The sequence below is a fragment of the Vibrio orientalis CIP 102891 = ATCC 33934 genome, assembly GCF_000176235.1.
GTDB classification, from domain to species: Bacteria; Pseudomonadota; Gammaproteobacteria; order Enterobacterales; family Vibrionaceae; genus Vibrio; species Vibrio orientalis.
In genome coordinates this window covers 642,663-666,603 of the sequence record NZ_ACZV01000004.1, presented here as the reverse complement: position 1 = coordinate 666,603, position 23,941 = coordinate 642,663, and the positions used below count along the sequence as shown (strand labels likewise).

At 43.7% G+C, this 23,941-nt stretch carries 18 protein-coding genes; 7 read left to right on the top strand and 11 right to left on the bottom strand.

Translation table 11 applies throughout. The annotated features are described in order from the left end of the window. Positions 1 to 6: 6 nt before the first annotated feature. Entirely contained in the window at positions 7 to 1,767 is a 1,761-nt protein-coding gene (locus VIA_RS06480) for a methyl-accepting chemotaxis protein (protein WP_004411851.1), read from the bottom strand. A gap of 140 nt (positions 1,768 to 1,907) precedes the next feature. On the opposite strand from VIA_RS06480, the gene VIA_RS06475 reads away from it, so the two are divergent. After that, positions 1,908 to 2,519, top strand: a complete 612-nt coding sequence (locus tag VIA_RS06475) for a beta-phosphoglucomutase family hydrolase (protein ID WP_004411849.1) — start codon at positions 1,908 to 1,910, stop codon at positions 2,517 to 2,519. Between the two features lie 34 nt (positions 2,520 to 2,553). Here the strand turns inward: VIA_RS06475 and VIA_RS06470 are convergent, their stop codons facing one another. Both VIA_RS06470 and VIA_RS06465 read right to left on the bottom strand, forming a co-directional pair. Further along, positions 2,554 to 3,858 carry an inosine/guanosine kinase gene (locus tag VIA_RS06470; protein WP_004416542.1) on the bottom strand — a complete coding sequence of 435 codons (1,305 nt, stop codon included), beginning with the start codon at positions 3,856 to 3,858 and terminating at the stop codon, positions 2,554 to 2,556. A gap of 111 nt (positions 3,859 to 3,969) precedes the next feature. Continuing rightward, positions 3,970 to 4,443 carry a CreA family protein gene (locus VIA_RS06465; protein ID WP_004411845.1) on the bottom strand — a complete coding sequence of 158 codons (474 nt, stop codon included), beginning with the start codon at positions 4,441 to 4,443 and terminating at the stop codon, positions 3,970 to 3,972. Between the two features lie 153 nt (positions 4,444 to 4,596). On the opposite strand from VIA_RS06465, the gene VIA_RS06460 reads away from it, so the two are divergent. Together VIA_RS06460 and VIA_RS06455 are read left to right on the top strand one after the other, a co-directional pair. Then, a complete protein-coding gene (locus VIA_RS06460) occupies positions 4,597 to 5,103 on the top strand; it encodes a hypothetical protein (RefSeq protein ID WP_004411843.1) in 507 nt (168 codons plus the stop codon). 136 nt (positions 5,104 to 5,239) lie between these two features. Beyond that, positions 5,240 to 5,899: an HAD-IA family hydrolase gene (locus VIA_RS06455; protein WP_004411842.1), complete on the top strand. Its 660-nt coding sequence runs from the start codon at positions 5,240 to 5,242 to the stop codon at positions 5,897 to 5,899. A gap of 525 nt (positions 5,900 to 6,424) precedes the next feature. Here the strand turns inward: VIA_RS06455 and VIA_RS06445 are convergent. Next, positions 6,425 to 6,880 (bottom strand): methylglyoxal synthase, encoded by a 456-nt coding sequence (locus VIA_RS06445; protein ID WP_004411840.1) that lies wholly within the window; start codon positions 6,878 to 6,880, stop codon positions 6,425 to 6,427. 13 nt (positions 6,881 to 6,893) lie between these two features. Next, positions 6,894 to 7,904 (bottom strand): TMAO reductase system periplasmic protein TorT, encoded by a 1,011-nt coding sequence (gene torT, locus VIA_RS06440; protein WP_004411838.1) that lies wholly within the window; start codon positions 7,902 to 7,904, stop codon positions 6,894 to 6,896. 80 nt (positions 7,905 to 7,984) lie between these two features. Between torT and torS the strand changes: the two genes are divergently transcribed. Both torS and VIA_RS06430 read left to right on the top strand, forming a co-directional pair. Further along, complete coding sequence (gene torS, locus VIA_RS06435) at positions 7,985 to 10,864, top strand: TMAO reductase system sensor histidine kinase/response regulator TorS (protein ID WP_004411836.1); 2,880 nt, start codon at positions 7,985 to 7,987, stop codon at positions 10,862 to 10,864. A gap of 9 nt (positions 10,865 to 10,873) precedes the next feature. Then, the gene (locus VIA_RS06430) at positions 10,874 to 11,410 is read left to right on the top strand and encodes a GNAT family N-acetyltransferase (RefSeq protein WP_004411835.1); all 537 of its coding nucleotides are present in this window, start codon (positions 10,874 to 10,876) and stop codon (positions 11,408 to 11,410) included. Here the strand turns inward: VIA_RS06430 and VIA_RS06425 are convergent. Beyond that, positions 11,407 to 12,027, bottom strand: a complete 621-nt coding sequence (locus tag VIA_RS06425) for a lysoplasmalogenase (protein ID WP_004416551.1) — start codon at positions 12,025 to 12,027, stop codon at positions 11,407 to 11,409. The two genes, VIA_RS06430 and VIA_RS06425, sit on opposite strands and share 4 nt — an antisense overlap. Before the next feature lie 63 nt (positions 12,028 to 12,090). Beyond that, entirely contained in the window at positions 12,091 to 13,239 is a 1,149-nt protein-coding gene (locus VIA_RS06420; protein ID WP_004411831.1) for an iron-containing alcohol dehydrogenase, read from the bottom strand. A gap of 127 nt (positions 13,240 to 13,366) precedes the next feature. Between VIA_RS06420 and VIA_RS06415 the strand changes: the two genes are divergently transcribed. Beyond that, positions 13,367 to 14,260: an AraC family transcriptional regulator gene (locus VIA_RS06415; protein ID WP_004411829.1), complete on the top strand. Its 894-nt coding sequence runs from the start codon at positions 13,367 to 13,369 to the stop codon at positions 14,258 to 14,260. A 395-nt stretch (positions 14,261 to 14,655) separates the two neighbouring features. Further along, entirely contained in the window at positions 14,656 to 17,802 is a 3,147-nt protein-coding gene (locus VIA_RS06410) for a chitinase C-terminal domain-containing protein (RefSeq protein WP_004411827.1), read from the top strand. Positions 17,803 to 17,877: 75 nt separating this feature from the next. Here VIA_RS06410 and VIA_RS06405 read toward each other — a convergent pair whose 3' ends face one another. From VIA_RS06405 to fruB, 4 genes are all read right to left on the bottom strand, one after another. Next, positions 17,878 to 19,779, bottom strand: a complete 1,902-nt coding sequence (locus tag VIA_RS06405; RefSeq protein ID WP_004411826.1) for a diguanylate cyclase — start codon at positions 19,777 to 19,779, stop codon at positions 17,878 to 17,880. A 194-nt stretch (positions 19,780 to 19,973) separates the two neighbouring features. After that, positions 19,974 to 21,716: a PTS fructose transporter subunit IIBC gene (gene fruA / locus VIA_RS06400; RefSeq protein ID WP_004411824.1), complete on the bottom strand. Its 1,743-nt coding sequence runs from the start codon at positions 21,714 to 21,716 to the stop codon at positions 19,974 to 19,976. A gap of 18 nt (positions 21,717 to 21,734) precedes the next feature. Then, entirely contained in the window at positions 21,735 to 22,703 is a 969-nt protein-coding gene (gene pfkB, locus VIA_RS06395; protein WP_004411823.1) for a 1-phosphofructokinase, read from the bottom strand. Positions 22,704 to 22,712: 9 nt separating this feature from the next. Then, positions 22,713 to 23,849 (bottom strand): fused PTS fructose transporter subunit IIA/HPr protein, encoded by a 1,137-nt coding sequence (gene fruB / locus VIA_RS06390; protein WP_004411821.1) that lies wholly within the window; start codon positions 23,847 to 23,849, stop codon positions 22,713 to 22,715. Positions 23,850 to 23,941: the final 92 nt, after the last annotated feature.

Genomic DNA, 23,941 nt, shown 5'->3' with positions numbered 1-23,941 from the left:
ATAGCATTACGACGTTTTGAACTCGGCAACGGCATTATCCATATCCGCCGCTTGAGCTGAAATACCATCAACCTCGGTGAGACATTGCTGCGCAGATCCCATGTTACCTTCAGAAATGGTATTTAGCTCTGTGATTGAGTCACTGACTTGATTCATCACAATACCTTGTTCTTCAATTGCAGAGGCAATACGCTCGGAATTAGCCTGAATGTTGGTCATATCATCAATAATCTGCGATAAGCTACTATCCAGTGTTTGTGAAGCTTCTAAAGTCTGTGCACCTTGATCGTTACATTGGTCAATATTGGTTACCACCTCAGACATTTGGCTCTGAATCGCGGTAACAACTTTGGTAATTTCTTCCGTCGATTGATGGGTTCTGCTTGCCAGTGCGCGAACTTCATCGGCTACCACGGCAAAACCACGGCCTTGTTCGCCAGCCCGAGCTGCTTCAATCGCAGCATTAAGCGCTAGTAAGTTAGTTTGCTCCGCGATTTCTTGAATAATATTAACGGCGTCGCCAATTTTATCGACGTGATTATTTAGAGAGTTAATAGACTCTTGGCTGTTACCTAGAATGCTTGATAGCTGATCGATGTTGCTAACGGTTGTTTCTACGACTTTTCGGCCACTTTGCGCGTTGACGGAGGCTTGTTGAACACCTTCTACTGCCACAGCTGTGCTTTCCGAGATCTCATTGATGGTAGAAACCATTTCTTGCACGGATGTCGCCATCATACTGGTATGGTTTGCTTGGACGTGAAATTGCTCCATTACGTTTTGCAACTCACCATGCATATTTGATGTACTACCAGATAGCGCTGAAGACTTGGATTGAGTGCCTGAGATGAGGTGCTCGAATTTATCCAACAGCATATTAAAGTAGTTACCAATCTGGCTCAGTTCGTCGTTACGCGTTAAGTTCGCACGCAATGACACGTTGTTGGTTTTGGCAATTTCTTGGATCGCAGAAAGTAATGACGCGACTTGTTGATTGATCGTTCTTGATATCTGAAAAATAAAACCGAAGATAATCAAGACGACAATTGCGGTCATTATCATTTTTAGAGAAGCAAGTTGCTCTTTAGTCGCTTGGGTTTGCTCATCGAGTGCTTGAACAAATGATTTGAATTGTTTTTCAACTGTGTGAGATAAGTTACGAGTCTCACCCAATAACCCTTGGTTGTATTTAAGTCCAATCAGTGTATTTTGCTGAATGTACGCTTTTGCTGATGAAGTTAGGCGTTCAGCGTTTGGCGGTAAGTGCTCTGGAACGAAATTACCGGCGAGGACCTGAGTATTGAATTCAAAAAGCTTAACTAGCTGATCGCTTGAAAGAGATGACTTAATACTCGTTAAATCAGATAGATATTGGCCTACCAACTTGTCTTCTGGCTTAAGGCCTAGTTGTTCATAGGCTCGCACTAACTTATTAAAGCCTTGTTGGTAATTGAGAATATCGACCTTTAGTTGAGAACTAGAAGGAAGTGAGTTCTCGGATAAAACCGAAGATAGTTCGTTTTCTAACCCGAGGAAAATATCCATATTGCTGTTGAACTTGTCTAAATACTTCATATCTTTACGCAGTAAGAAGTCTTTTTCGTTTCTACGTAAATTCAACAGGCGTATTTCAAGTTTAGCGACCAACAAGCTCGCATGGTTCAATTGAGAAGTAGTTTGGGTAAAGTGGGTTGTTGCAAAAAGTACCGTTACAACCCCAAAAATGGCTACAACACCTAATGAATACAGTTTATTCTTGATATTCATGAGATTACCTTAGTCCGTTAAGTAAGCGATTTATAAGTATTTATAGTGATGTTAGCTGTTAATAATAAATATATCAATTCAATCACTATGGATGAAGTATAACGGCAATCAATGCTTGTATGTAAAAAAGTGAGTGTCAGATGTATAAAACATTAGAAATGTATCAAGGAATTATCTTTGATATGGATGGGACCTTGATTGATACGATGCCTGCACACCTGACTGCGTGGGCAAAAACTGCGCAGCACTTTGGTTTTCCTTTTACCAAGGAGTGGCTACATAGCTTAGGTGGAATGCCAAGTTATAAAATAGCCGCAGAAGTCAATGCAAAGCATGGTATGGTTCTTGACCCTCAGGCCGTATCACGCTACAAAATGGCGGCTTTTGCTGACCTGGATGAGCACGGAGAAAATATCGATTGTACAGTCAATGTCCTTAACCATTTCTATGGTCATAAGAAACTTGCAGTTGGAACGGGGAGCCAGCGTGAAAGTGCAATTCGACTACTCACTAAAGCAAAACTTATTGAGCGATTTGATGCGGTTGTTACGGCGACGGATGTAGAAAATCATAAACCTAACCCAGATACTTTTCTTAAAGCAGCGCAATTGATCGGGTTGGCAGCTAAGGAGTGCGTCGTATTTGAGGATACCCAGTTAGGGCTGAAAGCGGCTCACGCGGCAGGTATGGATTGCGTGTTAGTAGAGTCAGGTAAGTTAAAACATTACCCCTGTAAAACAGAAACAATGTGATATAAAAAAGCCGCTATGACTAGCGGCTTTTTTATTAACGATCCCAGTACGCTTCTTCTAGGCTATCTTCGCGCTCTGGTAGTGCGCGAGCTAGGCGAGGAGAGTGCTGAGTCAGTACTTCGTAACTTACACGGTTTGCATACTTACAAATTTGAGACAACGATGAATAGGTCAAATATGGCTGATCGTGCTTAGATGAGTTTGGAACGTTCATGTGGTGATGGCTGTTTGCGGCCATATCATGAAGCAATGCTGACAAAGCGGCATCGCCTGCACCATTGGTATTCTTGATCTCAAGCGGACCGCCAAGGTATGGGCCGATATGAGAGTATGCTTTAACTGGATTCACACAGTCAGAACGGCGCATCGCTCGGCTGAACTCATATTTATTGAATTCAGGGATGTTACCCGGTAACAAAGGCAGTTCTGTTTCACGCTTGGCTGATTCGTCAGTATAACCCGCCATATACAGTCCTACAGGGCCTGCAGTGCAAAGGACAACATCTACCCACTCTAAGGCTTTATCTGCTGCAAGAAGTGGATCTTTCTCACCTGTTAAGGCTTCACCTTCTTCTTCGTTCATCGCAACAATTGAGATGTTTTCTTTGATGTAGTCTTGCCACCATTTCGCATTGCCTTCGATGACCCATTTCGTACCCAAGGTAAGTACAACAGGAACATTCTTCGCCTTGGCAATTTCAATAGCACGTGCGACAGCTTGCGGCATTGGATCTTCTGGTTTACCACGCATTAGGTATGAAGAAACGACTAAAGCTGATGCTTTATCGAATACCTCTTCAGGAATGCTATCAGGACGAAGTTTGTTCATATGACCTTCGTTAATCGCAAACGTACGTTCACCATTTTCGGAAATCAATGTGTAGCAGCGACCAATTGAACCTTCGACCATTTGTAAATGGTTAAGGTTCATGCGTGAAGAAGTGCGGCATAGGTAACGGTAAGCGAAAGAGCCTACTTCAATATTGCGTGACATAACACCAAGCAAGACGGACTTGCTATCAGCAAGAACAGAGTAGTTATGAAGCGTGTTACCGATGGTGTCACCAGGGTATTGGTGCGTGATTAACTCACGTTCTACCAACTCTTTATAAAGAGCGTCAGCTTGGCACTCTTCTAAAACTAGTGAGTGTCCCTTACTCAGTTCGTATTTGGCGAGAAATTCGTCGTCTACTCGCGCTTCGATATCAACGATAGTCTGACCAACACCGACCACGATTGGGCGAAATAGCTTTGGCGTTTGCTTCATCTGATTGATGAGTGGATCACGAGCGTGAGTTGGAAAGTAGTGCTTAGATTTGCGCTGTCCGGGAAACTTCATGTTAAAAGTGGAGTTGGAAATTTTCCCGCATAATATCACATGTGTGAAAGATTGCTTTCATATTTATTACATAAAAAGGGGCCAAACTTAACTGTTTGACCCTTTAATAACCTATTTCTCGCCTTGATAAGCGCCATAAGCTTTTGTGCCCCAAAGTGGGACCGTTGAAAGGCTATGTTTGAAGCTGCCGGATGTCTCTTTGGTAGAATATGACAAGTACATCAAAGTCTGGTTTTCAACGTCGATAATACGACGAATCTTCATACTCTTGAAAAAGATACTTTTAGATTTCTTAAATACCACTTCACCATTTTTAGACTTATCAATATTCGCAATCATCTCTGGGGTGATCTCACCAGTTTGGCGACAAGAGATTGAGCTATCACTTGGGTCAGCTAGACTAAAGTCCGCTTCGATTGAAGCAACATGACAGGTAACGCCTGTTACAACAGGATCTTGCATATGGTTTAGTTTGATATCTTTCATCGTAAACAAACCTAGGCTTACATCACCCACCTCATCGCTGCTGTCACAAGCGGTTAGTCCTAGCGCGAGTAATCCGACTACTGCAGTTTTTTTGAACATTTTAACGAGTCCTTTGCCAAGTATATTTAGGTGAAACACAAGTAGCATATCAGCTTTTCTGTTTAGATGGGCAATATGTATGTAAAAGACTTGTGAGCTCAATGTGTTATCGAGTAAGCTTCAGCTAGTTATAGTACAAAGACAGGTTTAGTCATGACGACGTTGATTCCCCAAATTGCTCAAATTAAGAATTCATGGCTGTATCAGCAAATCGATGTGCAATTTCCTACCAAAGAAAGCCTAAAAGGTTTAGAGCTCTATAAACAAGCAGTTGCGACGCGTGAATATCAAGTAGTCACTGAACTACCAACCATAGAAACCCCATTTAGTCCTGACGATATTTTTCTTGTCGATTTCCACCGACTCACGGTGATGTTTGCCCTTATTCAAGCTAGCCAATGGCAAAGCGATTTTGAGCAAGAGATGATCGTTGAATTCCTAACCCAAATAATTTATTCAGAGCCTTGCTCATTGTATCTAGGGTTTCAGTCGGGCGAACCGGTTGCTGCTGCAATTATCACGAAATCTGAACAGAACGTGTTGATTTCTGACGTTGTGATCAAGGGGAGAGAGCCATCATCCACTGATTTTATCGCTGCTTTGCTCTCCAAGTTAAGCAACGAATTTCCTGCTAATATCGAGATTCTTATCGAAAAGTAATTCCTTTGTAAAAGGGTGATGCGCTCTAAAGTTCTGACTATAAGCGAATTACTAAGGGGTAAACTGTTAACTTCGTCATTTTAATTACTGTGATTTTTTTTATTATTTCTTAATGCGAATTAAGAAGGTAGTTTGAATGACTAAGACCAAGACTAATGCTCAATGTGTAATCTTTGATTGTGACGGTACGCTTGTCGATAGTGAAAAGCTTTGCTGCCAAGCCTTGTGTGAGACCTTCCGTCGTTTTGGAGGTACACTTTCAATGGAAGAGGCGGTTAGCCACTTTGAAGGTGGCAAGCTTGCCGATATCTTAGCCAGTACAAAACACCGCTTAGGCATCAATGTTTCTATAGATAAACTTGAACCCGTTTATCGAGACATCCTCGACGCTCTTTTTGAACAACAACTTGAACCCATGGATGGAGTATTCGAAACGCTCGAATTTCTCAAAGGTGCAGGTGTCGAATATTGCGTAGCGTCGAATGGTCCTAGCTTTAAAATTGAACGATGCCTAGAGCTAACCGGACTATTACCTTTCTTCAAAGGCAAGATTTTCTCAGCTTTTGATACCAATAGCTGGAAGCCTGAACCCGACTTAATTCTTTATAGTGCCATGAACATGGGATTCAAACTGCAAGAGTGTGTTTATATTGATGACACGCCAAAAGGTCTTGAAGCTGGCGTGAGGGCAGGAGTGAAAACTGTCCACTTAGTTGGTTTGAATAGTAAGAGCCACAAACTCGACTTACTTAAAATCAAAAACCTCAGAGAATTGAAGACAGTCTTAGTCAGTTAATGCATTGGCAATGACAGCAGTGGGCTGATGGACCTACATGCTGAAATATGTGGTATAGCGGGTTGGGTGATAACAATTGACTTAATGTCTTCAAAGAATGAGCCGCATTCTGCACATAACATTTTATCGTTGCTAGATAACAAATATTCTTCGCTGCCACAAAGTGGACAACAAAGCACATCATGCTTTGCATGGTCTGATTTCATAAATATTCTCCTAGCAGCGAAAGTGACTTTAATGTTGTTTTTTTATTATGTTGACAGGTTAACTATATACCTGAATCGTTACAATTCTATTTTAGTCTAATTCGCTATTTGGAAGCCCATCGGCGAGATGAATTGCAGAAATTTGAGAAGCAATTCATATATTGATGGAAGTGATTCTCAAAAACTCATGTGAACAACGTCACCTAGAATCAGTATATCGAGTAAGATATTGCTATATGCGGTGGTAGTAAGAGTGTCCATAAGCATCAACTAATAAAAAAGCCTGCATATCCGCAGGCTTTTTTAGTCATTCAACGCTCTAAGTACGATTGGCCAAGTAAGCTTCGTAGTCTGGAATTTCAATATCCACTTTTTTCTCAATTAACTCTGATTCGATAATGAATTTCGCCGTCGCACGGTTGGTCGCGACAGGGATGTTCCAAACACTCGCGATACGTAATAATGCTTTTACGTCAGGGTCATGTGGTACAGCATTTAATGGATCCCAGAAGAAAATCAATACATCGATTTTACCTTCAGAGATCAAGGCACCAAGCTGTTGGTCGCCCCCCATCGGGCCGCTGATCATACTTTTAATCGCTAATCCGGTTTCTTTACTCAGCATAGAGCCAGTGGTGCCTGTTGCGTAAAGGAAGTGCCCCTGTAGTTTTTCTTTGTTCTCTTTTACCCAGCGAAGTAACTCTGGCTTGCAGTTGTCGTGTGCAACCAAAGCGATATGTTTATTTTCCGGGAGAGTACGAGTCGTTTTTTCCATTTAGACTTCCTAATTATTTGTTTTCGTTATAGACGTAAAAAGTTGGTCGATATTCCGAAGGTGACAACGATTGTTCAATCACCTTTGGGTTCAATTTATGTGGTGTCAGTGGTTCGATGATAGGTGCCATCACTGGTTCATACTGCTCACCGCGCAGATAGCTCACTGCTTGCTGAATCGACAGGCGTCCCTGTAAAACCATTTTATCAGTAGGAGCAAATTCAACGCGATCTCTTAGTAAGCCGCGATAGACACCATGACTTAAATAGGTAGAGACTAGGCCAATATCGTCAGTTTTTCCGGCACTGCGAAGCTCACTGATTGCAGCTTCAATGGCGACAGCGCTACCAACGATATAATCGATGTCTGGGTTATCGATAGCAGATTGAACTAGGTTACGCTGTAACTCTTTGTCATTGTCTGCCCATAAGGTTTCTGTAATGTTGATGTCACTGTCTTTAATCGCAGCATAGAAACCTTTGATGACAGGCTTAGTACCACCACTCGATTTCGGGCCAGGTAAAAGCGATACGTTAGCGATGCCAGAACCTTTAGGGTGTTTAGATCTCAAATACTCGCCGGTGTAATAGCCCATCCAATACCAATCGACGCCAACTTCGCCTTTAAGATTGGTTTTATTTGTGTCATCAACTAGGAATTTATTGACGGTCGCAAACACTGGAGTACTACCGACATATTGGCGGAGTGAGTCATAAAACAGGTCAGGAGCGACAGTGCCCAAAATGATAGCGTCAGCGTTCCAACGAACACATAAGGATAAATGTTGGCGCTGCTTTTCCAAATTTAGGTAGCCACCTGCCTCTAGAACTCTTAAGTCAACGTTCTGTTTCTTTGCTTCGTCAACCATTCCGTAGTTGACAGATAACCAGTATGAGTCTTTTAAATGAGGGTAGATCCCACAAATTCTAAGCGGTTCTTGCGCGTATGCCTGATTGGCAAAAGCAATCAGTAGCAGAGCACTGAAGGTTGTAGCGCGCTTTTTAATAGCGGAGATCAAAGACATGCAGTATTTCGTTGGTAAAGGCCCTATAAACACTGCAAAATATACCGCATTATAGATGACTAAAGAAGTGAAGATTCATCGTGTTACTCGCTAAAGCCAGTATTGGTCGTAAGTTATTGTTCGCATTCTTGGCGATGGCCTTGCTGGTTTTGATCTCTGCTCTGATAGGTGTGTTTGGTTTTAGCTTTGTGGCTAAAACTGAGCGTAATGTAGTTAATTCAGCGATTCCTTCCATGATAGAAGCGCGTCAGGTCTCTGCGCTTAGTTCTAGGATCATCTCATCGGTGCAGGTTTTATCTAATGCGAAGAGCGAAAAACAGCGCCAGCAAGCTGGTCAGGAGTTGTTCTCACAGCTAGAAGCCTTACTGACGCACATCAAGCAGTTAGGCTCAGACTCGTTTGACTCCGAACTGTTAACCAAACTCGAGACGGATTTGCAGGTTGTCATCGATACGCTTGCCAAACTGGGTATTACCGTAGAAAAACGCCTGTTTCTAGACCAAGACTTGGTTGTGCGTACAGAAGAACTCCGAAAGCTTGCTCAGGAACTCGAACAACTGACACGCACACAGGTCTCTAATACGTCAACCATTGCTGTCGCTAACGTTACTCACATTTACGATTTGCTGTCCAAACAAAAGACTCAACAAGCTTACAAAGCGCTTGATACCTTAGTTGAAGTCGATTTGGATCTCTCCGAACGTCTTCATGAACTGCATCTACTCGCTTTTAAGCTTCTTAATCACATTGAAGAGACTCGTACGATTTCAGACATCGACCGAATCAAAACGATTCGGCAGGAGTTTGTGAGCAATTTGTCGATAATGAAACGTCGCGTACAAGCGGTTGAGGATCCTACGCGCTCGATTCAAATGGTTGACCTGTTAAAACAACTGGAAGAGCGAGAAGTGGTGTTTGATGTCTTGCTCAAACGTTACGAGAATGAAGCGCTTGCTCAACAATTGATGCAAAACACCTTAGATCAGTTTTCTACCCTGAATACGACAGTAAACAAACTGGTTGATGAATCAAACGCCGCAACCACCGTGGCCGTGTCAGAGTTAAAAACTACATTAGATTATGCGCAGCTTACCTTAACGATTATCACCGTCCTTGGTATGGTGATCGTCGTGTTGATCGTTTGGAAAGTCGTTTATGTCTCGGTATTAAAGCGTCTTGCTGAGTATTCTTCGGCGCTTTTGTCGATTGCAAAAGGTCAGCTTCAAGTCGATGTTACCGTTAAAGGCAACGATGAGTTAGCTCATATGGGGCAAGCTATCATTACTGCTCGCAACACTGCGCATGCGTTGAAAGTGGTCGCGGAAAGTGAAGCGAAGGCTAAAAGAGAGTTGCAAGAACATAAAGAGCATCTAGAAGAGTTGGTTACTGAAAGAACGCATCAACTTCAAAATGCCAACGTGCGTCTCAATGAAGAAGTTGAAAATCACGCACGAGCTCGCTCACTCGCCGAACAAGCGAGCCGAGCAAAATCGGCATTTTTAGCAACGATGAGCCATGAAATTCGTACGCCGATGAATGGAGTGCTTGGGACGGCAAGGCTGTTAAAAGATGCCGGTTTAGATAGCAAACAGGGATATTACGTAGATGTGATAAACCGCAGTGGTACAACACTTCTGGCTATTCTCAATGACGTACTTGATTACTCGAAAATAGAAGCGGGTCACCTAGAAATTCGACCTATCGACTTTAACCTTTACTCTATGGTTGATGATACTAAACACCTTCTGGATGGGCGAGCGAAAGAGAAGTCTCTCGAACTAGCATGCACGATTGAAAGCGATGTTGATAAGTTTTGGCGTGGCGACGTCACTCGCATAAGCCAAGTTCTTAATAACTTGGTAGGTAATGCGATCAAGTTTACCGATCGTGGCTACGTCGATATCTATGTGTCCCTCGATCCCGACCTTGATGGAAACGTTTTGTTTGAGGTCTCTGACAGCGGTGTGGGTATTAGCGAGCAAGAGCAGGTTACCCTGTTTGATGCGTTTACCCAGGCTACCGGGGGATTAAGCTCCAAGGGGGGCACTGGGTTAGGCTTAGCCATCAGCAAACGTATTGTTGAAGCGATGAATGGCAAGCTGTTAGTTGAATCTCATGTTGGCGAAGGAAGTCGCTTTTGGTTCTCAATTCCTTTAACCGTAGGACAAGCAGTAGAAGAGTCTGAAATCGTCTCGGAATGTAAGCTTAAAGCCAAGGTGTTATTGATTGAAGATAATCCGGTGAACTGCATGGTTGCAGAAGGCTTCTTAGAAAGTATGGGGCATACCGTCCAGACGGCGATAGATGGCAAACAAGCGAAGGGCTTGTTTAATGAGCAACGATTCGACATTGTTTTGATGGATATAAACCTGCCAGATTGTGATGGTATTGAGTTACTCGCTGAACTCAAGCAAGCAGAGACTCAACTCGGTATCGCAGCAACGCCTATGATTGCGGTCTCCGCTCACGTATACGATGAAGAAGTACAAAGTTATCTTGCTGCTGGTTTTGATGGGTATTTACCTAAACCACTCGATAAAGATGCACTGTGTGTCATTGTGCAAAACAGCTTAGATGGGCAAAAGCTTATTCTTGAGCAAACTGAATGTTATGAGGATGACAGTAACATGGAACAGAGAGCAATCATCGACAGCAAAATTATTAATGCCGATATGGAAGTGCTAGGCAAAGCAAAAATGCGAGACATTGGCCACTTGTTTAATCAAGGTGCGGATGAGATTCTTAAACTGCTGGAAAGCACCCATGATAATAACGGTGTGAAGCAACTTGCTCACAAACTCAAAGGTTCAGCTGGAAGTATGGGACTCAACGCTCTGTTTGATATTTGCCTATTGATTGAAAAAGATAGTGAGCCACTAACTTGTTATATCGACAACAAGCAGGCACTAATTCAATTGGTCCAGCACTCAAAACAAGCCTTAAACGAACTATTAGATTAGAGAGTTTTAATGTACGTAATAGAAACGACTCATTTGAATATGTGCCAAATCGCAGAAGCGGATTGGACGCTGTTCGAACGTTTGCATCAAGACGATGAAGTCATTCGTTATGCTTTCGATAAACCGTCTGTCGCTGCGATTCGTGAACGCTTCGAATCACGTTTACCTGAATGGTCTTGGCCGAGTCAACATTGGCTATGCTTAGTGATTCGTGAAAAGTTGAGCGGGGAAGCAATTGGCGTAACGGGTTTGTGTATTTCAGAGCAAAATGATCGTCATGTAGAAGTAGGTTATCTACTGCTCCCTGAATTTCATGGTAAGGGGTATGGAACCGAATCACTGATTGGCCTTATTGATTATATGACCGTGAGCTTCCCGATTGATACGGTAAACGCGATTGTTACGGATGGCAATATTGCCTCGTGTAAGGTACTCGAAAAAGCCGGCTTTTCTCTAGCGGAACGCGAGAAAGATGCGTACAAAATAGGCGAGCACTATTATGACGACCTTATTTATCGCTACCATGTTGAAGAGCCGCAGTACTAAACCAATACCGACAAGGTAAGCAGCGCTTGCGCCGTATAGTAGGTCACCATAATTACATGCCTTGAGAAGGCAGAACTACTGCGAAACCTGTCGATGGCTAACACTAAATCTGACGCGATAAATACAACTGCTCCAAGCGCTCCGTAGGCGGCGCTAATATAAGGGGAGGTAGACCAAAGGTCGATTGCCCCCCAAGCCATTATTAGAATAGCGATGCAGTAAACCGCAACCGGATACTTCATCTCGCCAAGTGTGGGTAAAAGAAACAAATAGACGATCACGCCAATCGCAAGTAGCAAGCTAAGTGTCGTTAAGCTAACGCTATTTACCTCATTAAAAAATGCCGCGGTATAAACAATATGGGCAAGGAAAAAAGCGCCTAATCCTTGAATGAATTTATCTTTGGGGTGCATCAGGAAGAGATCCCCGATACTAGAAAGAAGTAACCCTGATCCAATCAGAAGTGCATAAGTTTGATTTGCATGGCCTTCGAAAGAGAAGACCAGATAGGCCATCATGAGAATTGGCGTTGCTTTAGTTAGATAGAAAATCGTTCTATTTTTTCTATCAATACTCCAGATATGAACCAAACATATCAGGCAAATCACAATCCACATAAAACCTTCTCATATAAAAAAAGCAGCAATAGCTGCTTTTTTAGAGTAATGATTGGCAATCTGTTACGCAATAGCAGTCGCTAAGATATTGCGACTTTGGTCTAGGCTAATCGCCTGATTTTCACCTAATGCTACCATTCCATGCTGCTCTAATTGTGCAACTACTGCCTCGACAGCATCCTCTTTACTACCTTGGTATCCATTAAACTGGGTAGTAACGCCGAGTGATTGATAGAATGCCTCAATTGCATCGATCGTCTGCAGCGCAAGTGTCTCTGATTCTTTGAATCCAAACACATTCTTACCCATTTGCTCAAGCTTAGCTTTTTTCACTTCAAATTGATTACGCAGGAGTGAAGGTTGAACGATGGCAAGTGAACGGGCGTGATCAACTCCCCAAAGGGCAGTAAATTCATGGCCAATCATATGTGTTGCCCAGTCGTGAGGTACGCCAGAACCAATCAGTCCATTCAGTGCTTGGTTTGCATTCCACATTAGGTTTGCACGCCATGCATCATTATCACGATTTTCAAACTCTTCGCCTAATTGCTTTAAGTTCTTGAGTAATGCTTCAGCGTAACCATCCTGGACCATCGCGCCGTGAGTGTTGGTCAAGTATTGCTCACAAACGTGAACCCAAGCATCGACGATACCATTAACAAGCTGACGCTCAGGAAGTGTTTTCATGACATCTGGGTCCATCACTGCAAATTTTGGTTGTACGTGTGGCGTCATAAAAGGAAGTTTATCGTGAGTTTCTGCTTTAGTGATAACCGCGCCCATATTCGACTCTGAACCGGTAGCTGGCAACGTTAAAATCGCACCTAGCGGTATTGCCGAAGAAACAGGGTGCTTACCGATCATGATATCCCAGCCATCACCATCATAGTGAGACGCAGCAGCGACGTATTTAGAACCGTCGATCACTGAACCACCACCGACAGCGAGAATAAAGTCGATTCCCTTTTGTTTAACGATTGAAACTGCTTTGTCTAACGTCTCTTTGGTTGGATTTGGTTCTACACCAGAAAATTCGACCCATTCGTAACCTGCAAGCGCTTCGCTGACTTGGTCATATACACCGTTACGCTTGATCGAGCCACCGCCATAAATCACGATAACCTTGCTGCCTTGAGGAATAATCGAATTAATACTTTGAATTTGTCCCTGACCGAATTGGATTTGGGTAGGGTTTACATAACTAAATTTCATAGGGTGCCTTTCAGTTCAATGTAGATGCATTCTGAGTTTGTATTGTGCATATTAGTCTTGACATTGGGATCATAAAAGGTCAATTTCTCCAATTATGTTGCCTATTACTATAATTTTAGGAGTGCGAATGTCGTTAGCTGATGTAATGCAGAAATATGTAGAGTTAAAGCAACTGCATAATCTTGAAGGCATTTCAAAGACCCAAATTGATGGCGTAGTCTTTTATCGCAGTAGTAAAGGAAATAATCGCCAACCTTTTGTCTACCAGTCAGGTGTGATTGTTCTTGGGCAAGGACATAAGAATATCTATTTAGGAGACAAGCCAGTTAGATATGGTTCAGAAGACTATTTAGTTGTTGGTGTACCCATGCCTTTGGAGTGTGAATCGTTTCCGGAAAACGGAGAACCGTTGCTTGGCTTAAGTATCAGTATTGACCCACAGTTGCTTCATCGACTCGTAAATAAATTGGAATCATTGCATTGTTATAAGCCCCATGCTGAACGTTGTGTAGGGGCAGGGTTAGGCGCCGTAAAAATGGATGATGGAATGCTTGACGTCTGTACGCGAATAATGAAGGCATTATGCTGTCCGGTAGAAGCTGAAATCTTGTCTGATAGTTTGCTAGAAGAGTTGGCCTATCGAGCGCTTATGAGCTCAGAAGGGCAGGTGTTGTTTGATTTGGCACGTCATGATGGACACTACGCGCGTGTCGCAAAAGCGCTGGAGTTCTTACACAACAACTACCATGAAACAGTTACGGTTCAACACCTAGCTCAACAGGCAAACATGAGTGTATCGGCCTTCCACCAAGCTTTTCGGGATGTCACACTGGAATCGCCAATTCAATATATAAAGAAAGTGAGGCTTAACAAAGCGCGCGAGTTGATTCAGCTAGAGGGTGTGAGAGTCGGTGTCGCAGCGAGAAGTGTTGGTTACAACAGCACATCGCAATTTTCGCGTGAATATAAGCGTCATTTTAATCAAACGCCAACTGAAATTAATACAACGGTTAATGGATAGACACTAAACTTGTTAAAAAGAGGAAACTGGTTTTTACAAGTTTGCAGTGTTTTTTGAAAATTGTTTAAGTAATACTAAGAGAACAGAGAGCAAGTCTCTACAAGACCCCTATAGGAGATCTAGTCAATCTTCTAACCGAGCCCCTTCATCGATTTGGTGAAGGGGCTTATTTTTTTATAAGCAAAATAAATCAGTTATTAGTTATTGATGCAAAATAAGCGTCTCACTGTTGCAAAAGTGACACATTGATTTGCGAGTGAATTTGAAGTCTAACGATTTTGTACGTGTCTTTTTGCGGCTGTTATCTAATGTTATTTCACTGAGTAATTTAAGTTCGTGGTGATCTTTATTCCACTTTTTATTACGTGTAAACAATAACTTAAGGATAACGCAATATGCACCTATCAAAAAGGAATGCGAAAAAAAGAGTCTTTACGCTAAGTACCCTTAGCGCATCGTGCTTGATGGCATTCAATAGCTATGCGGCTGTTGATTGTTCGACGTTAGATAACTGGGAATCAACAACGGTTTACAATTCCGGTGATCAAGTCCAATACCTTGATAAGGCTTACCAAGCGAACCATTGGACTCAAGCCAATGATCCTGCTCAAACCGCAAGTGAATGGGGGCCATGGAAAGAAATTGGCAGTTGTGATGTCACTGGCGGCAACGAACTTCCTAGTGCAACGATTACTTCTCCTACAGCGTCAGATACCATTGCAGAAGGCGATGTAGTATCACTCTCTGCAGACGCAGCAGATTCGGACGGAACAGTCACCAAAGTTGAATTCTTGTTAAATGGCTCGGTAATAGCCCAAAGTACATCAGCCCCATATTCTGCGATTTGGACAGCAACATCAGGAAACCACAAGATTACGGCTGTCGCTTACGATGATAAAGGCGGGCAAAGTTTAGATAGCGACGTCAATATTGTTGTTAGTTCGGCTAACCCAGACAACGTAGCGCCGACCGTTGAACTTAATCTGTCTACAGCTTCAGTCGAACTGGGTAGTGTCGTCACTCTAACCGCTTTAGCAGAGGACAGCGATGGAACTATCGATAAAGTCGATTTCTATGTCGCAGGTGCGTTAGTTGGTACTGTTGCCACTGCGCCTTACACGCTCGATTACCCAACAACTCAATCAGGTAATTTAGCAGTCTACGCGAAGGCGACCGATAATTTAGGCGCGTCAACCGCCTCTGCATCTTCTTCTCTACAAGTAAACAGCGCGCCAACAGTAGCGACATGTCGTCCAGATGGTCTCTATCAAACTCAGGGCGTAGATGTTCCTTACTGTACTACCTATGACGAAGAAGGCCGCGAGTTGATGGGCGCGGATCACCCTCGACGTGTGATTGGTTACTTCACAAGTTGGCGTGCAGGTGATGATCCACAAGCGGCTTATCTGGTTAAAGACATCCCTTGGGAACAATTGACTCATATTAACTATGCGTTTGTGGGAATTGGCTCTGACGGTAAGGTTAATCTTGGCGACGTTAACGATCCAAATAATGCTGCAACAGCTAAAGAGTGGGCGGGGGTAGATATTGATCCTAGCTTGGGCTTCAAAGGTCATTTCGGCGCGCTGGCCACTTACAAAGAGCGCTATGGTGTTAAGACCCTAATTTCAATTGGCGGTTGGGCAGAAACTGGCGGGCACTTTGGTGCTGATGGAAACCGAGTCGCCGATGGTGGTTTTTACACAATGACCACCAATGACGATGGTTCTATTAATCACGCTGGTATCGAAAAGTTTGCGGCATCTGCGGTTGAGATGATGCGCACCTATAAATTCGATGGCCTAGATATTGATTATGAGTACCCGACCTCGATGGTAGGTGCTGGCAATCCTTATGACAAGGCGTTTATGGAGCCACGTCGTCCATACCTGTGGGCATCATACCAAGAGTTGATGAAAGTCCTGCGTGAAAAACTAGATGCGGCTTCAGCTCAAGATGGCGTTCATTACATGCTAACCATTGCGGCACCGTCATCAGGTTACTTGCTACGTGGTATGGAGACGTTTGATGTCACGAAGTATCTTGATTACGTAAACATCATGTCTTACGACTTGCACGGTGCTTGGAATGATCACGTAGGGCACAATGCGGCGCTGTTTGACACTGGTGAAGATTCAGAGTTGGCGCAGTGGAATGTATACGGCACGGCAGCTTATGGTGGTATTGGTTATCTGAATACCGATTGGGCTTACCACTATTTCCGTGGCTCAATGCCAGCAGGTCGTATTAACATTGGTGTTCCTTACTATACCCGTGGTTGGCAAGGCGTCACTGGCGGAACAAATGGTCTTTGGGGCCGTGCTGCACTGCCAGACCAAACGCAGTGTGCAGAAGGAACCGGTGAGGGCGAGAAGAACAACTGTGGTAACGGTGCTCTCGGTATCGATAATATGTGGCACGACCTAGACCCTAACGGTAATGAAATGGGTGCAGGCTCAGGCCCGATGTGGCACGCGAAAAACTTAGAAAATGGCATATGGGGTACTTACAGCGACGCGTACAACCTTGATCCTATTAACGATCCGACAGATCAACTCGTAGGTACTTATCAGCGTAACTACGATAGTGTGGCGGTTGCGCCTTGGTTATGGAATGCCGAGAAGAGTGTATTCCTATCTACTGAAGATGAAGCATCGGTGAGTGTTAAAGCTGACTACGTCATTGATAAAGAAATTGGCGGCATCATGTTCTGGGAGCTAGCGGGTGACTATAACTGTTATCAGCTAGATGCCAACGGTCAACGTACTAATGTCGACGTTAGTGAACAGGCATGTAAATCGGGCAATGGCGAATACCATATGGGTAATACCATGACCAAAGCTATCTATGATAAGTTTAAGTCAGCCAGCCCTTATGGCAACAAGATCGCGACAGGCGCAATTCCGGCTGAAGCTGTTGATATCTCCGTTTCAATCGGCGGCTTTAAAGTTGGCGATCAGAACTATCCAATCAACCCTAAAGTAACGTTCACCAATAACAGTGGCCAAGCTATTCCTGGTGGTACTGAATTCCAGTTTGATATTCCTGTCTCTGCGCCGGATAACGCAAAAGATCAATCAGGTGGAGGACTTACGGTCATTGCATCTGGTCACACGAAAGCAAATAACATCGGTGGTTTAGAAGGTACGATGCACCGTGTTGCGTTCAGCTTACCAAGTTGGAAAGATCTGCCTGCTGGTGGCACTTATGAGTTAGACATGGTTTATTACCTACCGATCTCAGGCCCAGCTAACTACACCGTGAATATTAACGGTGTGGATTACGCATTCAAGTTTGAACAGCCTGATCTACCGTTAGCGGATTTATCTGCCGGTAATGGTGGTAATAACGGTGGTGGTGACACTGGCGGCGGTACGGGCTCTGGGACAGTAACTGCATGGGAGCCAGGAGTGACTCAAGCGAAAAATGGCGACACGTATAGTTATAACGGCCAATGTTTCGTTGCTAAGAATAGCCCGGGAACCTGGGAAACTCCGACGCAATCTAACTGGTTCTGGGATGAAGTTCCTTGTCCACAATAGTTAAATTGATAGCTACACAGTAATAAAAAAGGCCTTGGGTAATCCCAAGGCCTTTTTCTCGCATGTAGGCTTATCTTAAGCAATGGAATCATTTTCAGTCATCGATAGTATCGACACTTTATTTCTTCCTAACGATTTTGATTCATAGAGTGCAATATCGGCGCGCTTATAGGTTTCGTCTTGGTGTGAGCAAATCTCGGTAAGTCCCGCGCTAACGGTGATGTTTAATTCACTTTCCAAGCTAACCGCGACGCGAATTCGGTTTAAAACGACTTCGGCTTCTCGTAGGTCAGTGTGTGGAAGGATAAGCGCGAACTCTTCACCGCCAATACGTGCAACAAGATCGGTTTCTCTTAATTGTTTTTCAAGAGACTTCGCAACTTGCCTAATGACAGCATCTCCTTTGTCATGACCATATCGGTCATTAACACGTTTAAAATGGTCAATATCAATGAGAGCAAGTACTGAAACCGCTTGATTTGTATAACGCTTAGTACGTGCAGAGTGGGCCTGCATTTCAGAATCAAACTTGCGGCGATTCCACAATGATGTCATGGAATCTTTTTCACTCAAGTCGCGCAGTCGATTCTCAAGTTCTTTACGATGTGAAATATCAACAAATGAAGCGACGTAAAATTGAATGGTGTCACTGTTGTGTTTTACAGTTTGGATACGCAGTATCTGCGTAATATGTGAACCATCTCGACGCTTATTGATGACTTCACCTTCCCATATACCTGTGTTTTCCAATTGCTTCCACATGTTCAAGTAGAATTCTTGCGAGTGTTTACCAGACGAAAACAGCGATGGCTTTTGGCCTTTGACATCTTCCAGTTCAAATCCGCTGACACGAGTGAATTCTTCATTAACTTGGATAATACGGTTATTTCTATCGGTAATGATCATTGCTGACATACCGTTCATCGCTGCTCGAGCAATTTTACTATCTAAGCTGTTTTTTTCGTGGTTGTAGTTCCAGGTAACGAAAGTAAAGGTCAAAAGTATCAATATGATAAGTATAAATATACCTTGTTGATATAGAACTCTTCGTTCATCTGAACTAAACGCTAACGCTTCAGAAGCGTCTGTTTTTAGAAATAAGGTAACTGCACTGATGTTATCACTGCTGCCCACTTGCGTTTTAGTGAAGGAGTACCAGCCTTGCTGATCTTTGACGGTCCCCGAATCAGAAAGCTGTATACCGCGCCACAATAGAGGGTATTGATTGGCTACATTTATATTAGCGTTTTCCTCAACTAAATGACCCATGATGTCATTGCCATTCGGGGTCATTAAGTAATAGCCCTGCGCGGTAACAATGCTAGGTAAGTTCTTAGCGTGATTTTTATAAGCAAGACTCTTATAAATTCTTACTAGGTCGAGGTTTGCGACAAAATACCCAAGTCGTTGACCATTAAAATTGAGTGGGTAGATGATGCGATACGTCGGCGTAAGTGGCTGTACTAATTCGCCATTCTCTTGTTCGAGGTCGATACCAAATGTACCCACTTCGCGATTTCCCAAAGCACGAGCATAGGTAAAGTAATCACGATGGCTCTTGTTTTGGAGGTTCTCTTCTTCGACCAGCTCAATAAAGCCATCTCCGCTATTCACACGAACAATTTCTTGGCCTTCCTGATCGAGAAACCTTAGTTGAGAGTAGTAGCCCTGTGTTCGCGCGATGAGTAGCCAAAAATCTTGTAGCGCTTCCGTATTAGTTTCGGTTGGATTAATTAGGGCTTGAAGAAGAATGTTGTTATGGGAGAGATAGCGCAAAGATTCAGACATCTTTTGCAATGAGTTCTGCAGCTCAACTTTTGCGTATTCAAGCTTATTTCGATTGATTTGTTCAATATGAAGCTCAGTTTTATCGTCGATTTGAGTAAACTGACTATAGAAGTACAGAAAAGGGACAAACGCCAATACGCTGAATACAGCAATTGATTGGAGTAGAAATTTGGAACTGCGTTGGCGCATTATGTTGGCGTAAACTTCAAATTAATCAGTAAACGGCGACTATACACATTTTTTATAGTATTTACTGTGAGCCTTGTTGAGTATATGTCTATTAAGTATGACATATCCTTTGTGATTGTCGTGTATTTGTTCAGCGTCTAATTGTGAAAAAAGCACCCGGAGGAGGTGCTTTTGATATTAGTGGGGGTTATGAATTACAGTGTTGATGCCGCAACTTCATTGGTTTTTGATTTACTTTTAAGGAAAGCGTAACTGAAACCTGTCACAGCGGTACCTGCAGCAATCGCAACAAGGTACATAAAGACAGGAGTAATCGCATTTGGAATTAGTAATACGAACAGGCCGCCGTGTGGTGCCATAAGTTTCGCGCCAAACAGCATAGATAGAGCACCTGTTAGTGCACCACCAACCATACATGCTGGGATTACGCGCATAGGGTCTTTCGCAGCAAATGGGATAGCACCTTCAGAAATGAAACATAGGCCAAGAACAAAAGATGCTTTGCCTGCTTCCTGTTCACTTTTCTCGAACTTATTCTTAGCAATGAATGTCGCTAGACCCATACCAAGAGCAGGGACCATGCCTGCAGCCATGATTGCCGCCATCGGCGCGTAAGTTTGCGAAGCTAGCAGGCCAACACCAAACGCGTATGCTGCTTTGTTTACCGGACCACCTAAGTCAAAACACATCATTGCGCCAAGCAATAGACCTAAAAGAACAGCACTATCAGAACCCATGTTGTTTAAGAAGTCGGTCAATGCGTTCATTACGCCTGATACAGGGCCGCCAACAATATAGATCATCACCAAACCAGTGAATAAGGTGGCAACAAAAGGAATGATCAGAATTGGTTTAAGTGCTTCCATCGATTGCGGTAGCGACACTTTATCCGCAAGGAATTTTGCTGCATAACCCGCGATGAAGCCCGCTGCAATACCGCCTAAGAAGCCTGCACCAGTTGAGCTCGCAAGCATACCGCCAACTAAGCCTGGCGCTAGACCCGGACGGTCAGCAATAGAGAATGCGATATAGCCTGCAAGGACAGGAATCATAAGAGCGAAAGCAGAACCACCACCAATTGTCATTAATGCAGCGGCTAGTGTGCCTTCTTCTTTAAACGCTTCGATACCAAACACGAAAGATAGCGCGATGATTAAACCGCCAGCAACAACGACGGGTAGCATGTGCGAAACACCTGTCATCAAATGCTTATAAGCACCTTTCTTCTCATCTGCGGTATTCGAAGCTGTCGAGCCACTGTGTTTATATTCAGTAGCCAGAGAGAAAGCTTTATCCATCTCTTCTGATGTCTTTTTAAGTGCTGGACCCGTTTTGGTACGGTACATCAGTTTACCGTCAAAGCGGTCAAGTGGTACTTCAATATCTGCTGCAATGATAACAAGGTCTGCATCCGCGATTTCTTGATCAGTAAGCTGATTTTTTGCACCAACCGAGCCTCGAGTCTCAACCTTAATTTGATGACCGCGTTTCTTGCCTTCTTCTTCAAGTGCTTCTGCGGCCATGAAAGTGTGCGCTACACCTGTAGGGCAGGCTGTAATCGCGACAATTTTCTTCTGTTCGTTTGAAACTTGAGCAGGGGTAGTCTCAATTTGCGTCTCTGATTTTTGTAGAAGATTGGCATGTTCGACCGCGTGCTGTAAAAAAGCTTTCGAGTCAGCTGCCACTTTTTCAATCGAAGCTGCATAGACCTTTTTTCCGATGAAACGGGTCGTATCGATTGTTTTGTCTGCTGCGATAATGACAACATCGGCTTGGTCGATCTCTTCAGCACTAAGGACTGAAGAGTCCATGACTGATGATTGACACTCAATTTTCGCGTCCCAGCTTAGTGATTTAGCCGCTTGTTCTAATAGACCCGCAGCTAAGATGCTATTGGCTACGCCACTAGGGCACGCAGTAATGATTGCTAATTTCATAATGGTAACCTTTGTTCCTTAGTTCTCGATATGAGTTGTTGCTAAGTCAAGAGCTTCGACTTGAGTCTTGCTCTTGATCTCATCCAGCTCTTGTTGGCTGGTTAAGCCCACGCCAACTTGACTAACAGCAAGTGCTGATAGCGCAGTAGCGAAGCGAATTAATGATTCTTTTGGTAACTCTTGCATATGACCCCAGCAGAGCCCTGCAACTAATGTATCGCCGGCACCAACAGTACTAACGACCTTCATTTTTGGTGGACGAGCAGAAATCCATTCACCTTCGTTAAGCCACATAACGCCATCTTTACCCATCGATACGACGATGTTGTCGATACCTTTGCTACTCAAGCTTTGCGCTGCTGACTTGCATTCGTCCGCAGTCGTGAGCTTTGTGCCGATGAAGTCACTCAGCTCTTCGTCATTGGGTTTAATTAACCACGGCTGAGCATCGATGCCCGAACGGAGTGCCGCTTTACTACTATCAAACAACACTTTCTTGCCGCGTTTACGCAACTCGGAAATCCAAGATGCGCACAGTTCAGGAGAGACACCGCCCGGTAGACTGCCCGCAAAGACAAAGAACTCATGATCTTCAGCAAGTGCGTATAAAGTCTCTTCAAAACGTGTGACATCATCTTGTGACACGGTCACGCCAGGGAAGTTGATATCAGTGACTTGCTCGTTTTTCTCGACCAACTTAACGTTGATGCGCGTAGCACCTGTAACTTCAACGAAGCGGTCTTTAACACCAATCTGGTCAAATAACTGATGAAATAACTCAGGGTTTTCTTTTCCTAAAAAACCAGTGACCGTAACGTTAGCACCCAATTCACTCAGTACTTTGGCAACATTGACGCCTTTACCCGCAGCGTGGAGGTTACTAGAGGAAACCAAGTTAACCGTACCCGCACTCAACATGTCGATAGAACCAGTTAAATCGAGAGCAGGATTAAGCGTTACTGTCACAACATTGTTTGTTTTAGCCATGAGATATCCTTAGCCTTCACCTAAGCCAGATGCGATAGCAATACCGATAGACTTAAGCGCGACTGCAGCGTCATCACCATCGGCACTAAACTGGAGTTGATGTCCGTTTTTGACACCAAGCGCAATCACTTTCATCAAGCTTTTTGCGTTCACTTCTTTGCCGTCACCATCTAAGTTTGATACTCGGATTGTTGCTTCAAACTTTTTCGCTTCTGCGACTAGCATTGCCCCAGGTCTAGCATGTAGGCCGTGTGTATTTTTAATCGTGAACACAGCTGTGTTCTCACTATTTTCTTGGCTTAGGTCACTGATTGTTTCACCGTTTAAGAGCGCAATAACTTGCTCCGTTGATGAGTTAATCAACGTTTCTTGTTTGTTCTCAAAAACGATTGATGAGAGGTTTTGCAGAATTGAATTGTGCGAACTGTTACATGCAGCAAATGCAATCAAAGCGCGAACAGGCGTGTCTTGTAGTGAACAATCATTGGCAGTGGAAACAAATGAAACACCTGTACGTGTGACATCTTTGTCACTGCCGACCAACCATAAACCCTTGCCAAGGTGAGTTGGGGATTTCGCTACGATATCAGCAACGAAGGCACTACCAGCGCAGCCGGTATTTTTTAGTAGACCAGAAGCAACCGCACTCATTTGAATCATGTCGCTCGCTGGGAAGTTTAATTGAACCAACGAAGCATCGAGTTCTGCTTCAAGTTGGGTTTCTCCAAGAAGTAGGGCAGCAATTTCAGCTTCAGACTTTGCTGCCTTAAGGGCTTGCTCTACACCGTCAGCGGACAATACTTTGGTTAGTTGCTTCAAAATGCCAAGGTGTTCATCTGATTTAGCCGCGATACCAATTGCAACGTAAACAGTGTTGCCGTCACCCCAATCGACGCCATTAGGGTAATGGTGAACTGCAACGCCAGTTTGTTTGACTAAGGGTCTTGTTTCGATTGTTCCATGAGGAATTGCAATGCCATTTCCTAAGAATGTCGAGTTTTGCTTTTCGCGATTGTGCATGCCCTCAACATAGCCATCATCGACCAGTTGATTATTAGTAAGGCTACGCGCAATGCTGCTGATTGCGTCGTATTTGTCACTCGCCGTTTGAGCAAGTGTAATATCGCTAGGGGACAATTTAAGCATGGTAGTTTCTCCAGCTTTCTTAAAAACATCTTAATTACGTTATTCGTAATCGCTTAAAACTCATTTGCTGAATGTAACTGAATCGATTCAGC